This window comes from Hamadaea sp. NPDC051192 (assembly GCF_040682475.1).
In the GTDB taxonomy this organism is placed as follows: domain Bacteria; phylum Actinomycetota; class Actinomycetes; order Mycobacteriales; family Micromonosporaceae; genus Hamadaea; species Hamadaea flava.
Genome location: NZ_JBFBAZ010000028.1, coordinates 1 through 12538, shown reverse-complemented (window position 1 = coordinate 12538; position 12538 = coordinate 1). Strand labels below are relative to the sequence as shown.

Sequence of the window (12538 nt, the reverse complement as noted above, 5' to 3'; positions counted from 1 at the left end):
GTTGACTGGAGGCCAGGCCCCGCTCCGGAAGGCATCAAGCCGCAGGGGCGACAGGACTCGAACCTGCAACCTGCGGTTTTGGAGACCGCTGCGCTACCAATTGCGCCACACCCCTGTGCGGTCAGCAAACCTCAGCCGGCGGCATGCACCACTGGCCGGGGTCACTCACCCCACGGCGGACCAGTGTACGGGTAGGCGTCCCCGTTGCCAACTCAGGTAGGCCACTCGACGTGATTTCGCGTTCACACAGCAGAAAGACCGGCAGCCCATCGGGCGCCGGTCTTTCTGGAAAGCTGCTGGCGGAACCGCCGGATCAGCGGGTCTCGCGGTGCGCGGTGTGCTTGCCGCAACGCGGGCAGAACTTCTTCAGCTCGATCCGGTCCGGGTCGTTACGCCGGTTCTTCTTGGTGATGTAGTTACGCTCTTTACAGTCCACGCACGCCATGGTGATCTTTGGACGTACGTCAGTCGCCTTAGCCACAGCAGTGCCTTCCTGAATGAGCTGTGCATATCGAGGTCCCAGCGTAGGAGAACACTGCGCTGAAACGCAAAAGAGCGAGCCACAAATGTGACGACGCTCAAGTAGCGGTGGCCGGACTTGAACCGGCGACACAGCGATTATGAGCCGCTTGCTCTACCAACTGAGCTACACCGCTGGGCGCGGGTTGTCCTGAGACACCCGGGTCGAGCCCCCTTACGGAATCGAACCGTAGACCTTCTCCTTACCATGGAGACGCTCTGCCGACTGAGCTAAGGGGGCGTGCGCCACGCTTACCGCGTCGCGCGCCTTGGTAAGAGTACACGGCGGCCCCCATTCCACGAAATCGGGTTAGCCCCTCGACTCGCGCCGTGTTTCGCGGCCGGTCAGCCGACCGCGCGCAGCCGCCTGACTTCGCCGCCAGGCGTCGGTTCGCCGTCCGTCCGGGCCCCCAGCCAAGCCTCCAGCCGCTCGTACGGCAGCGGCCGGCTGAAGAGGAAGCCCTGCCCGATGTCGCAGCCGATCTCGGCGAGCAGATCGAGCGTGAGTTCACTCTCGACTCCCTCGGCCACCACCGCCAGACCGAAGTGCCGCGAGATGTCGACCACCGCCCGCACGATCGCCAGATCGCCGGCGTCGGTCGCCATGCCCTGCACGAACGACCGATCGATCTTCACCTCGTGCACCGGCAGCCGGCGCAGGTACGACAGCGACGAATAGCCCGTCCCGAAGTCGTCCACCGAAAGGCGTACGCCCAGCTCGTAAAGCCGGCGCAGAGTCGGCAACGGCCGATCCTCCTCGCCGACGAAGCCGTCCTCAGTGATCTCCAAGGTGAGCCGGTCGGGCGAGACCGCGTACTCCCGAAGGATCTCGTCGACCCGGTTCGGAAACTCGGTGTCGAGCAGCGTACGCGCGGAGAGGTTGACCGCCACGCCGAGCGGCCGCCCGGCGTCGATCCACTCCCGTGCCCGCCGGAGTCCCTCGCGCAGCACGGCCTCGGTAAGCCTGCTGAGTTGCCCCGTGTGCTCGGCGACCGCCACGAAGTCCTCCGGCGCCACCGAACCGTGCGTCGGATGCTCCCAGCGGGCCAGACACTCCACCCCGACCAGATGCCGGTCCCGCAGATCCACCTTGGGCTGGAAGTAGACCTCCAGCTCGTTGTTGTCCAGCGCCCGGCGCAGATCCCCCGCCAGCCCCAGCCGCCGCACCGACCGCGACTCCATGCCCAGACTGAACAGCTGTACGCCGTTCGCACTGGACTTCGCGGCATGTGTCGCCAACTCGGCGCGCTGCAACAAAGTGGCGGGATCGGTCCCATGATCGGGATGCACCACGATGCCGACCGCGGTGTCCACGTCCAGCGTCAGCGTCCCGAAGCTCAACGGCTGCTGCAACTGCTTACGCAGACTCGTCGCCAAACTGGTCGCCGCCTCGGCGCTCGGAATCCGCAACGTCACGACGAACTCGTCACCGCCGACCCGGCCGACCAACGCCCCCGCCGCGGCCGCGCTACGCAACCGTGTCGCCACCTCGCCGATCAGCCGGTCACCGGCCGCGTACCCGAGCGAGTCGTTCACGTCCCGCAACGAGTCCACATCGAAGAACAGGACCGCGACCACCTCACCCGGCGCGCGGACCTTCACCGACTCCTCCAGCGCCGTGGTCACGCGGCGGCGGTTCGGCAGCCCGGTCAACGCATCGTGGTACGCGTCGTAGCGCAACCGGTCGACGAGACGTGAGTTCTCCACAGCGACCGCGGCATGCGCCGCGACAGCCTCCAGCAGCTTCACGTCGCCCGGCAAGAAGGTGACGGTGTCGCCGAGGCGGCCGGCGACCTCCAGTGTTCCGATGACCGCTGATCCCGTACGCAACGGCACGATGATCGCGTCCTTGCCGCCAGCCGCTTGGAGTTCTGTCAGATCCTCGTTCTCGCCGAACGTGGATCCGAGCGCGAGCATCTCTCCTGTCTCGAACACCCGATGGCGGAGATGGTCCGGCGTCACCACCACGTCTATCAGGCCGAGCGACTCGACCCTCGCACTCAGGAGGACCTCTGGATACCTGCCTTGCGCGGGCACCCACAGGGAGGCGTACTCCGCGGAGAGGAGCGAACGGACCCGGGCCAGTAGCACGTCGATCAGCGTGCCGTCGTAACGCGTGTCAGCGATCGCTCTGGTCAGCTCGTAGATAGCGGCGAGCGCATTGTGCTGCCGCAGGAATCCGGCGTACGACCGGTACGCGACCACGAACCCGGCGCCGAGTATGCCGAACAGCAGCACCGCTAAAACGCTCTGTGCCCAAAGGACAAGGACGACCATCGCCACGGTCATGTTGACGAGTGCCAGCACGAGACCAGAGATGGCTGTGCTGGACATGACCCGTTGCGGAATTCGACCCTGAACGATGGTGATGACGCCGGTGACGGCGAACATCGAGACGAAGTGGCTGGTCAACCCCGCCGCGTAAAGCGCGATCCAGGTACGCGGCGACTCGGCGGACAACGACCCGAACAGATGTAATACGAGTTCGGCGAAGACCGTGCACGCGCCTGCGGCCGCAACGTTGAACGCGGCTTTGACCGGAGGCATCTTCCGTCTCACCTGGCTCAGCGAGGTGGCGACCACGCGGACCAGGATCAATGTGACGGGCGGCAGGAAGAACAGGCCGAGAATGAAGGGAATCTCTACCAGGGACGCCTGAAACGATTGACGCCGGACTTCGAAGTGCATCCGGACCATATCGGCCCAGAGGAACAACAAAAGGAACAGGAGGCCGAGAAGCCATTTTCCGGTCGAGTCTTTACCACTCGCTGCGATGACCGCGGTGAGGACTACTGCTACTAGTGCCAGCGGACCGGTGACCAGCCAGGCGAGCTCCGAAGACCGCCCGGATCTCGCCCCAGCCACACTCGTCTCCGCTCAGCCACTTGCAGCGTCAGTCCCGTGTTGTCGGCTCAGCCCCACTCGAAGTCGCCGAGGGCCTGCATCGAGGGCAGGTCGTCAGCGTGCGTGACCGCCGACGCCGGCTCGGTCGAGCCCGCACCCCACTCGAAGTCGTCCGCGCTGGCGATGTTCGGCGCAGCCAAGACTCCACCGAGGACCAGAGCCAATGCGCCCAAAACCAAGCGGCGACGAACCTTGTCGGCGTTCATCGGCGGCTCCTGACATCGATTGCGACGGTATGCGTTGGGCATGGGGGCTCAACGGATAGTGCCACAATAACGCGGGCCGAGGAAAGTCCCAACGCGGAGCCACACCATCGACTCGTGAGACTTCGTCCCTATCAGCGAAGATTGTCGACGGTCGGAGGACCCCTCCCGGGTCGGACGGTTACCCATGAATCGGATCTGTCCGACTCTGAGTATTGCTCACAGTAAGGAACTGATTCCGAGAAGTCAACGATAGTTCGTGAACTGAAGTGCGACTCCGAAGTCCCCGGCCTTCAGCAGAGTGATGACTTCCTGCAGGTCATCCTTCTTCTTGCCGGTCACTCGAAGTTGATCGCCCTGGATCTGCGCCTGAACGCCCTTGGGACCTTCGTCACGAATCTTCTTGCTGATCGCCTTGGCCTTCTCCTGATCGATGCCCTGAATGATCTTGCAATCGATCTTGTAACCCTTGCCCGAGGTCTTCGGCTCGCCGGCGTCGAGCGACTTCAAGGAGATGTTCCGCTTGATCAGCTTCTCCTTGAAGACCTCCAGCGCGGCCTTGACCCGATCCTCGGTCTCCGCCGACAGCGCCACTGCTTCCTCGCCGGCCCAAGAGATGGAGGCGCCGGTGCCGCGGAAGTCGAACCGCGTGCCCAGCTCCTTCTCCGTCTGGTGCAGCGCGTTGTCGACCTCCTGGCGGTCGACCTTGCTGACGATGTCGAACGACGGGTTGGCAGCCATCTTCCCTGCTCCTCGTGGACTGGCCGCCGCATGACGGCCGATCTTCATGGACTGGAGATATGTACGGTTCATCAGCCTATCGGGCCGCGACACCGGGTTGCGAAGTGAGCCGGGCAACCCGGTTGCACGAACGCCCTCCGGTACCGCTATCCTTTCTCAAGTCAACGCGCCCGACGCTTCGGCCGAGGGTGTGGCGACGGCTTTGGCGGGTTGCCCGAGTGGTCAATGGGAGCGGACTGTAAATCCGTCGCGAAAGCTACGAAGGTTCGAACCCTTCACCCGCCACAGCAGAAGATCAAGAGCCTCTGGCAGACGCCAGAGGCTCTTGTCGTTGCTTGGTGGAGCGGGGCGGAAGATCCACATCCGGCTTCGTGTCGCTTCGATGGCTCATAGCGACACATGACGGGATGTGGATCTTCAATTTCTCATGAGCTGGCTGTGCACCCTCTCCCGGAGGTCGGCGACGGCTCGAGACGGCGTGTCCCCCGTACCGGCGGCCACCAATCCGCGTTGATCATGGACTTTTCACCTTCGCCACGCCGGCGAGACCACAGTTAACTCCATGATCAACGAGGAGGGGCGGGGCGAGGAAAAGTGCGGCCCCGCCCGGGGAGGGCGAGGCCGCACAGCGAAAGAGGTTGGGGTCAGCGGGCGTACTGGATGGGGCCGGAGTTGGCCGCCATCAGTTCGAGCCGGCGGACGCGCTCTTCCATCGGCGGGTGCGTCGAGAAGAGGCTGGCGATGCCGCCGCCCTTGAACGGGTTGTCGATCATCAGGTGCGCGGTGCTCGTCAGCCGGTTGTCCGCCGGGAGCGGCAGCTGCTGCGTACCCATGTGAATCTTGCGCAGCGCCGAGGCGAGCGCGAGCGGGTCGTTGGTGAGCGAGGCGCCTGACTGGTCGGCCTGGAACTCGCGGCTCCGGCTGACGGCCAGTTGGATGACCGACGCGGCCAGTGGGCCGAGGATCAGCATCATCAGGAAGACCGCCGGGTTGGGGCCGTCTTCGTCGTCGCCGCCCATCGGGATGAACCAGGCGAGGTTGGCCAGCATGGTGATGATGCCCGCGAGGGCGCCCGCCACGCTGGAGATCAGGATGTCGCGGTTGTAGACGTGCGAAAGTTCGTGGCCGATGACGCCGCGCAGCTCCCGGTAGTCCAGGATGCGCGTGATGCCCTCGGTCACGCAGACCGCCGCGTTCTGCGGGTTGCGGCCGGTGGCGAAGGCGTTGGGCTGTGAGGTGGGGCTGACGTACAGCCGGGGCATCGGCTTGCCCGCCTGCTGCGAGAGCTCGCGGACCATCTGGTAAAGCGCCGGGAACTCTTGTTCGGTGACCGGCTGTGCGCCCATCGACCGCAGCGCGAGCTTGTCGGAGAAGAAGTAGCTGACGCCGTTCATGACCAGGGAGAGGACGACGGCGATGACGAGGCCCGTGCTGCCGCCCAGCCAATACCCGACCGCAAGGATCATCGCGGTCAGGAGGCCGAGCAGCGCGGCCGTCTTGAGCCCGTTGTGGCTGTGCACGATCACTCCTGTTCGATACAGCCGGGTGACGACCGCGGTGGTCGCCTCCCTTGCCAGGTGTCAACTGGCGGCCTGGGCAACATCATCCCTCTCGGCGCTGAGAATCGCCTGTGAGACCGCCATGGCAATGCGGGGTTAACCACATCTTTCCCCTAAGTATGGACAATACGGGCCTACCCCGGAGACTTGACGGATGTCCACCTCCCGCGCTTTCGCCTCGGCTCTGCCGTCTTCGGGATCGCGGCGCACCTGGTGGGCCATGTTGCGGGACAGCTGGCCGGTGATCCGGCCGATCGCCGTCCAGATCCTCTTGGCGGCGATCGGCTCCACCGTGCTGGCTTTCCTCCTCGGCCACCAGGGGTTCCCGATCTTCGCCCCACTCTTCGCCGTCGCCACCATGGAGCTGATCTGTGCCCGGCATCACCGCCGAGCGGTCGAGATGCTCTTCGGCGTCGCGGTCGGAGCACTGCTCACCGCGGTCGCCGGACCGAGCTGGAGTACCCCGCACGTGCTGATCGATGCGGCGGTCGGTACGGCCACCGCGCTCGGGGTGGCCTGGCTCACCACGCCCCGATCCCCGGTCACCCTCGTCAACCAGGCGATCGACCCGCTGCTCACCAGCCTCACGACCAACCTCCGGACCGTCTCCACCGCACTGCGGCAGCACGATCCGGCCGCCGCCGGCGCCGCGGTCTACGCGCTCGTGGAGACCGACGTCTGGCTGCGCCGGCTGGAGGAGGCCCTCCTACAGGTACGCCGGTCAGCCCTGATCCTGCGCTGGTCGACCGGCCAGGACCTCACCACGCACACCGGCATGGCCACCGAGATCGGGTACGCCGTACGCCACATCCGCAGTCTCGCTCAGCACGCCTGGTGGGGCATCCTGCGGGCGGGCGAGCCGGTGCCCGTCGCGTTGCCGCAGGCGCTGGACGCGCTGGCCGACGGGATCGGCGTACTGCGGGAGCAGTTGGAGCGCCAGGGCTGCCCACGCGACGCCCGGCCGCTGCTGATCTCGGCCGCCCAGTGGGTGGCGATGATGCGGGAAGAGAAGCTCAGCCTGGGCGCCGCCGGAGTGGCTGCCAGCGCCGACGCCGCCGTGCTGCACCTGCTCGTCGCGTCGGGCGTACCGGCCGAGGAGGCGGACGTGCTTCAGCATCGGCGTACGCCGGTCGCCGCCTGACGGATCAGCCCTGCGGAACCGCTGGGACCGGAGCCTCCGCGCCGAGGACGTGGCGGGCGAGGATCGTCCCGCCCGCCACCGCTGCGGGCATCACGAAGACCGCGCCGAGCGGGATCAGGAAGCAGAGGAAGACGCAGGCGCCGAAGCCGACCGCGATCCACCGGTGCCCGCGGAGTTTCGCGACGCGGTCCCGGAAGGTCAGGCCCCGCCGGGAGAAGGCGACGCCGACGAGTTCGACCGCGAGGAACCAGCCGCCGACCAGCGCGCCGATCACCGGGATGACGGTCTGGCCGACGATCGGGATGAACCCGGCGAGGAACAGCGGGATGCCGAAGAGCGTGGAGATGAGCATCAGCCGCAGCGAGTCCCGCAGCCCGCGGGACAACTCCTGCCAGAAGGTCCGGTCGACCTCGTCCGGTACGCCGCCGAGCGAGACCTCGACCTGCTCGGCGATCTTCTCGTAGAACGGGTCGCCGATGAGCAGCGTGATCGCCGTGAACGAGACCACCCAGAGCAGCATCGCCACCCCGACGAGCCCGACTCCGGCCGCGATCCGGGTCGCCGTACGCCAGCCGGTGGACCAGTCGTCGGCGAACCACGTGACGGTGGCGCTCAGGTCGTCCACGAAGTACAGCAGCAGTCCGAAGAGGAACGCGAACAACAGCAGGGTGATCAGAGCCGGAATGATGCCCAGCACGACCAGCCCCGGATTGCGTCCGTAGATCTTCAGGCCGCGGCCGAAGATGCGTACGCCCGCGAACAACTGCGCCATCATGGACGCGCAGCTTAGCCGAACCGCACTACACGAGACGGACGCGAACCCGACGGTTCGCCTTGCCCTTGCTCTCCACCTTCACGACCTGCACTTTGCCGACCGCCGAGGTCGAGGCGACGTGCGTACCGCCGTCGGCCTGCACGTCGAGACCCACGATGTCGACGATCCGGATCTCCGCCTCGTCCGCCGGAATGAGGTTGGACTGCGTCCGGATGATGTCGGGCAGCGCGAGCGCCTCGTCGCGGCCGAGCACCTTCGTGACGACCTTCCGGTCGGCCACGATCTCGGCGTTGACCAGCTCCTCCAGCCGGGCCTTGAACTCGGCGGGCACCTCGGGGAGGTTGAAGTCCATCCGCGCCTCGCCGGGCTCCATGTTGCCGCCCGTCACCAGCGCGCCGAAGTCGCGGAACACCACGCCGCACAGGATGTGCAGGCCGGAGTGCGTGCGCATGAGCAGCGACCGCCGCTCGTCCTCGACCGCGCCGACGACCTGCGTGCCGACCGGCGGGATCGGGTCGCCCTCGACCGGAATCAGGTAGAGGTCGTCACCCTTGCGCGTCCCGGCGATCCGGGTCTGCACGCCCTGCCACAACAGCACGCCGTGGTCCGGCGGCTGGCCGCCGCCACCCGGGTAGAACGCCGACCGGTCCAGCACGATGCCGGTCTCGGGGTCCGCGGCCACCACGGTGCACTCCCACTCGCGCAGGGTGGGGTCCAGCAGGTCCAAGCGATCGGTACGCCCATGGCGCGTCACACCCATGCGGGCGAGCGTACTCCCGAGCCGGTCCGGCCAGGCGCCGGCTCAGTGGGTGCCGCTCAGTCGTTCAGGAACGACGAGATGCGATCGCGCAGCTCGGCGCGCTCGGTCCAGAGCAGGGCCGGACGCTGGTAGATCTGCACCTGCGCGTTGGGCAGCGCTTCGGCCAGTTCTTCGGCCACGCCGACCGGGTGCAGCTCGTCGCCAAGGCAGCCGATCACCAAAGCCGGCACCCGTACCTTGGCCAGCGCGGTGAGGTCGAGGATCGCGGACTGCTCGGCGAAGGCGGCGACTCCCGGCGCGAGCCCGTCGCGGAGCAGCGCGTCGAGCCGCTGCCGCACGTACGCCCAGCCGGGTGCGGCGTTGCGGAACGTCTTGGGCACCTCGGCCACCAGCTGATTGGCGAGCTGGCCGATGTCGCCGCTGTCGAGCGCCTCCAGCAGCGTCGTGATGCGCTCCTGGCTGGCCGTCGAGACCCGCTGGGTCAGCACCGCCGGCAGGACGAAGACGAGCTTCTCGAACCGGTCCGGCGAGTCCACCAGCAGCCGGGTGAGGGCACCGGCGCCGAGGCTGACACCGAGCGCGCGCGTCGCACCGGAGAGGTCGGCGATCGCTCGCAGGTCCCGGGTGAGGTCGGCGTACGTCCACTCGCCGGGCGGGGCGTCGGACCGGCCGTGCCCCCGGAACTGGAAGAACACCCGCCGGCCGGTGACGCCGCTGCCGTAGACGCGGGTCTCCGGGATGCCCTGGGCCAGCCCGTGCGCGAAGACGGTCACGGGGTCGCCGATGCCGGTGACGAGCCGCTCCAGCAGTACGCCGTGCGGCGTGGCGATCAGCTCGGTCGTCGCCGCGAGCGGGGCCGGGCGGGCCGACCGGGGCGCCCCGTACCGCGGCCGCACCCGCCGGGGTGTGCCGTCCGGCGGCGGCGGCCAGCGGAACTGGTTCACCAGCGACCCTCCAGGAGTTCTCGGAAGCCCGAGCGCAGCTGGAGCAGGTAGAAGCCGGTGAAGCCGAGACCGATCAGACCCAGCATGAACAGCGAGCCCAGGACGCCGAAGAACAGCGTGATGATCAGGGACAGGATGAGGATGACCAGCCAGCCGCCCTTGGGGATGGGCGTGCCGAGGGCGGTGAACGCGTCCGGGCGCTGCATGGCGCAGTGGATGACCGCCCAGGCCTCCAAGATGATCGCCGCGATGTTGATGATCAGGTTCAGCCAGCCCACGATGGTGTCGGCGAAGTACGACGACGAAACCAGTCCCATGCCGCCAAGAGTATGCAACTGGGGTCGTCCTCGCACATCACGAGGACGACCCCAGCGCATCGGCGTTTTTCTCAGCCCTCTGGCGTGGCCTTCGGCTTGCGTGCGGTCGGCTTGGCGGTGGGCTTCGGCGCGTTGGGCGCCTCCGGGTCGGCGGTCGCCTGCGGGGCCGGGTCGACGATCTCGGAGTCGACCACGTCGGCCGCGCCGGGCTCGGTGTCGACGACGCGCTCGCCCCGGGCGACCAGGTCGCCGTAGAGGGCGGTCGCCTTCTCGGCGGCCTTCTGCGCGTTCGTCATCAGGACGGTGCGGATGCGCTCGACGTCGACCTTGCCGGTCAGCTCGGCGGCCTTCTCGGTGGCCTGGGCGCGCAGCGTCGGGCCCTGCTCACGCAGCTGCCCGGCCTTGGTACGCAGCTGGTCGGCCAGCGCCGGAATCTTCTTCAGCTGCTCGACGGCCAGGTCGCCGATGCCGGCGGCGGCGTACACGGCGTTGGAGTGCTTCTGGTCGGTGGTGCTCACTGGTATTCCTCCTCAACGGCGGCGCTCTCGGCGATGCCGGCGTCGTCACGGTCGGTGTCCCGCGCGTTCTCCCGGCGGAATGTCTCGTAGATCTGGGTCAGGGACTGCTTCTGCGCCAGGGTCAACTCGGGATCGGCCGAGATGGCCGCGACGACGCCGTGCGTGTCGTCCTTCCCGAGCAGTCCCGCCCGCAGGTACATCGCCGGAGTCGAGACACGCAGCGCGCCCGCGATGGAAGCGAGCACCTCCGCGCTCGGCTTGCGCAACCCCCGCTCGATCTGGCTGATGTACGCGTTGCTGACACCGGCCTGCTCGGCGAGCTGCCGGAGCGAGATCTTGGCGTTCTCGCGCAGGTCCTTGATGAAGGAGCCGATGTCGGGCGTGTGCACTCACCCAAGGTATGCCGGGGTGTTAACTCTTGCAAGCAGAATGCTAACAACAGTTAGCAGGGTCACCAGGTGGCCCGGACCGCCCCCACCGGCTCTCCCCCACCGAGCAGCCGAAACTCGGTCAGCTCCGAGAGTACGGGCGCTTCGACGCCCAAGCGGCGCAACGCGCTCACCACGATCGGCATGCGCGCCCGCATCCCACCGTCGTCGATCTTCACCGCGACCGCGCCGACCCCGGGGACGGCCAGCGCGTGCACGCCTTCGGCTCCGCCCTTCGACAGCAACCCCGGTACGCCCTTCATCAAGCGGTCGTCGTCCTGCCCGGTGCCGCTCACCAGTTCCGGGTACGCCCGCATGGCGTCGGCCACCGACCGCTCCGCCGAGCCGACGGGTGCCTCCACCAGCGCGAGGAACGCCCGTGCGAGCCCGGTCAGCGAGATCGCGAGCACCGGCGCGCCGCAGCCGTCGACCCCGGTCGCGGCCACCGGCTCGCCCGCGAACGACTCGACCGCGTCCCGCAGCCGCTCTTGCAACGGGTGCTCGGGATCGAGGTACCCCTCGGTCGCCCAGCCCGCCGCGAGGCAGGTGAGCAGCATCCCCGTGTGCTTGCCCGAACAGTTCATGTAGACGCGCTCGGCCCGGCCGCCCGCGCGCAGCACCTCGGCCCGCGCGGCCTCGTCCAGGGGAAGATCCGGCGGGCAGCGCAGCGCCGACTCGTCGACCCCGGCGGAGCGCAGCAGTGCGCGTACTCGTGAGATGTGAAAGTCCTGGCCGAAGTGACTCGCGGCGGCGAGAGCGAGATCAGCCGGGTCGGTGAGCCGCAGCCCCGCGCGGAGCATGCCCACCGCCTGCATGGGCTTGTTCGACGAGCGCGGGAAGATCGGCGCCTCGACGTCGCCCGCGGACGCGACCCGCGTGCCCGTGGCGTCGAGGACGACCACCGAACCGCGGTGCAGCCCCTCGACGAATCCCGACCGGACGACTTCGGCGAGCAGCTCGCCACCCTGATAGGTCTTGCCCATACTGGCAGGGTAGAGGGCATGGAATTCCGCGATGTCGTCGCCCGGCGGCGGATGGTGCGCAACTACGACCCCGACCGTCCGGTACCCCCGGAGATCGTCGATGAACTCCTCCAGCACGCGATCCACGCCCCGAGCGCGGGCTTCTCGCAAGGCTGGGCGTTCCTCGTCCTCGACACCCCGGCCTCGGTGGCCGAGTTCTGGGCCGCGACCACCCCACCGGCCGCTGGACCACCCGACAACTGGCTGCGTGGCATGCGGTCGGCGCCGGTGATCATCGTGCCGCTGTCCTGCAAAGACGCGTACCTGGACCGGTACGCCGAGCCGGACAAGGGCTGGACCGATCGCGACGAGTCCCGGTGGCCGGTCCCCTACTGGTACATCGACGCCGGGATGGCCTCGCTGATGATGCTGCTCACCGCGGTCGACAACGGACTCGGCGCGTGCTTCTTCGGCATCCCGCCCGCCCGGGTCGACGCGTTCCGGGCCGCGTTCGACGTGCCCGGCTCGTACACGCCGATCGGGGCGATCACCGTGGGCTACCGCGCACCGGACCGGCGCTCGCCTTCGCTCCGCCGCGGCCGCCGCGGCGTCGACGAGGTCGTCCACCGCACCCGCTTCACCCCGCGCTAACGCCCCCTACCGCCCCCGCCCCCTACCGCTCGTGCCTCGCTCACCCCCACCCCACCCCCTCCGCGCGTTGATCATGGAGTTAACTGCGGTCTCGACGGCGTGTCGAGGGGGCAAAC

General features: G+C 67.9%; 13 protein-coding genes, 4 tRNA genes and 1 pseudogene. 3 read left to right on the top strand and 15 right to left on the bottom strand.

The annotated features are described in order from the left end of the window. Positions 1-42: 42 nt before the first annotated feature. From AB0M47_RS14610 to AB0M47_RS14580, 7 genes are all read right to left on the bottom strand, one after another. Positions 43-115 (bottom strand) — tRNA-Trp (locus AB0M47_RS14610). Positions 116-313: 198 nt separating this feature from the next. Beyond that, positions 314-481 carry a 50S ribosomal protein L33 gene (gene rpmG / locus AB0M47_RS14605; RefSeq protein ID WP_018347744.1) on the bottom strand — a complete coding sequence of 56 codons (168 nt, stop codon included), beginning with the start codon at positions 479-481 and terminating at the stop codon, positions 314-316. 102 nt (positions 482-583) lie between these two features. Next, a tRNA-Met gene (locus tag AB0M47_RS14600) sits at positions 584-656 on the bottom strand. 31 nt (positions 657-687) lie between these two features. Continuing rightward, positions 688-760: transfer RNA gene (locus tag AB0M47_RS14595), tRNA-Thr, on the bottom strand. A gap of 104 nt (positions 761-864) precedes the next feature. Beyond that, a complete protein-coding gene (locus tag AB0M47_RS14590; protein WP_363412952.1) occupies positions 865-3207 on the bottom strand; it encodes a bifunctional diguanylate cyclase/phosphodiesterase in 2343 nt (780 codons plus the stop codon). 224 nt (positions 3208-3431) lie between these two features. Continuing rightward, positions 3432-3629 carry a hypothetical protein gene (locus tag AB0M47_RS14585; RefSeq protein ID WP_363412950.1) on the bottom strand — a complete coding sequence of 66 codons (198 nt, stop codon included), beginning with the start codon at positions 3627-3629 and terminating at the stop codon, positions 3432-3434. A gap of 243 nt (positions 3630-3872) precedes the next feature. Beyond that, positions 3873-4367, bottom strand: coding sequence for a YajQ family cyclic di-GMP-binding protein (locus AB0M47_RS14580; protein WP_253763707.1), 495 nt, complete (start codon positions 4365-4367; stop codon positions 3873-3875). A gap of 204 nt (positions 4368-4571) precedes the next feature. On the opposite strand from AB0M47_RS14580, the gene AB0M47_RS14575 reads away from it, so the two are divergent. Continuing rightward, positions 4572-4652, top strand: a tRNA-Tyr gene (locus AB0M47_RS14575). A gap of 359 nt (positions 4653-5011) precedes the next feature. Here AB0M47_RS14575 and htpX read toward each other — a convergent pair. After that, complete coding sequence (gene htpX, locus AB0M47_RS14570) at positions 5012-5887, bottom strand: zinc metalloprotease HtpX (protein WP_363412948.1); 876 nt, start codon at positions 5885-5887, stop codon at positions 5012-5014. Between the two features lie 193 nt (positions 5888-6080). On the opposite strand from htpX, the gene AB0M47_RS14565 reads away from it, so the two are divergent. After that, positions 6081-7067, top strand: a complete 987-nt coding sequence (locus tag AB0M47_RS14565) for a hypothetical protein (protein WP_363412946.1) — start codon at positions 6081-6083, stop codon at positions 7065-7067. Positions 7068-7071: 4 nt separating this feature from the next. On the opposite strand, the gene AB0M47_RS14560 is transcribed toward AB0M47_RS14565, so the two are convergent. The 7 genes and pseudogenes from AB0M47_RS14560 to AB0M47_RS14530 form a co-directional block, all read right to left on the bottom strand. Further along, positions 7072-7842: an EI24 domain-containing protein gene (locus AB0M47_RS14560; protein ID WP_363412944.1), complete on the bottom strand. Its 771-nt coding sequence runs from the start codon at positions 7840-7842 to the stop codon at positions 7072-7074. Positions 7843-7867: 25 nt separating this feature from the next. Next, on the bottom strand, positions 7868-8602 hold the full coding sequence (locus tag AB0M47_RS14555; RefSeq protein ID WP_363412942.1) for an alanyl-tRNA editing protein: 735 nt from the start codon (positions 8600-8602) through the stop codon (positions 7868-7870). Positions 8603-8658: 56 nt separating this feature from the next. After that, positions 8659-9546, bottom strand: a complete 888-nt coding sequence (locus AB0M47_RS14550; protein WP_253758403.1) for an alpha/beta hydrolase — start codon at positions 9544-9546, stop codon at positions 8659-8661. Then, the gene (locus AB0M47_RS14545) at positions 9543-9863 is read right to left on the bottom strand and encodes a DUF2516 family protein (RefSeq protein ID WP_363412940.1); all 321 of its coding nucleotides are present in this window, start codon (positions 9861-9863) and stop codon (positions 9543-9545) included. The genes AB0M47_RS14550 and AB0M47_RS14545 overlap by 4 nt, the downstream gene beginning before the upstream one ends. A 71-nt stretch (positions 9864-9934) precedes the next feature. After that, complete coding sequence (locus AB0M47_RS14540) at positions 9935-10381, bottom strand: hypothetical protein (protein WP_363412938.1); 447 nt, start codon at positions 10379-10381, stop codon at positions 9935-9937. 59 nt (positions 10382-10440) lie between these two features. Continuing rightward, positions 10441-10770, bottom strand: a pseudogene (locus AB0M47_RS14535) (helix-turn-helix transcriptional regulator); the annotation flags it as partial. Between the two features lie 62 nt (positions 10771-10832). After that, positions 10833-11792, bottom strand: a complete 960-nt coding sequence (locus AB0M47_RS14530; protein WP_363412936.1) for an asparaginase — start codon at positions 11790-11792, stop codon at positions 10833-10835. Positions 11793-11810: 18 nt separating this feature from the next. Between AB0M47_RS14530 and AB0M47_RS14525 the strand changes: the two genes are divergently transcribed. Beyond that, a complete protein-coding gene (locus tag AB0M47_RS14525) occupies positions 11811-12422 on the top strand; it encodes a nitroreductase family protein (protein WP_363412934.1) in 612 nt (203 codons plus the stop codon). Positions 12423-12538: the final 116 nt, after the last annotated feature.

Bases quoted from the DNA above. Each gene is read 5' to 3' on its own strand.
- AB0M47_RS14590 (WP_363412952.1), bottom strand. From the start codon at position 3,207: ATGCACTTCGAAGTCCGGCGTCAATCGTTTCAGGCGTCCCTGGTAGAG.
- AB0M47_RS14585 (WP_363412950.1), bottom strand. From the start codon at position 3,629: ATGAACGCCGACAAGGTTCGTCGCCGCTTGGTTTTGGGCGCATTGGCT.
- AB0M47_RS14580 (WP_253763707.1), bottom strand. From the start codon at position 4,367: ATGGCTGCCAACCCGTCGTTCGACATCGTCAGCAAGGTCGACCGCCAG.
- AB0M47_RS14565 (WP_363412946.1), top strand. From the start codon at position 6,081: ATGTCCACCTCCCGCGCTTTCGCCTCGGCTCTGCCGTCTTCGGGATCG.
- AB0M47_RS14560 (WP_363412944.1), bottom strand. From the start codon at position 7,842: ATGATGGCGCAGTTGTTCGCGGGCGTACGCATCTTCGGCCGCGGCCTG.
- AB0M47_RS14555 (WP_363412942.1), bottom strand. From the start codon at position 8,602: ATGGGTGTGACGCGCCATGGGCGTACCGATCGCTTGGACCTGCTGGAC.
- AB0M47_RS14545 (WP_363412940.1), bottom strand. From the start codon at position 9,863: ATGGGACTGGTTTCGTCGTCGTACTTCGCCGACACCATCGTGGGCTGG.
- AB0M47_RS14530 (WP_363412936.1), bottom strand. From the start codon at position 11,792: ATGGGCAAGACCTATCAGGGTGGCGAGCTGCTCGCCGAAGTCGTCCGG.
- AB0M47_RS14525 (WP_363412934.1), top strand. From the start codon at position 11,811: ATGGAATTCCGCGATGTCGTCGCCCGGCGGCGGATGGTGCGCAACTAC.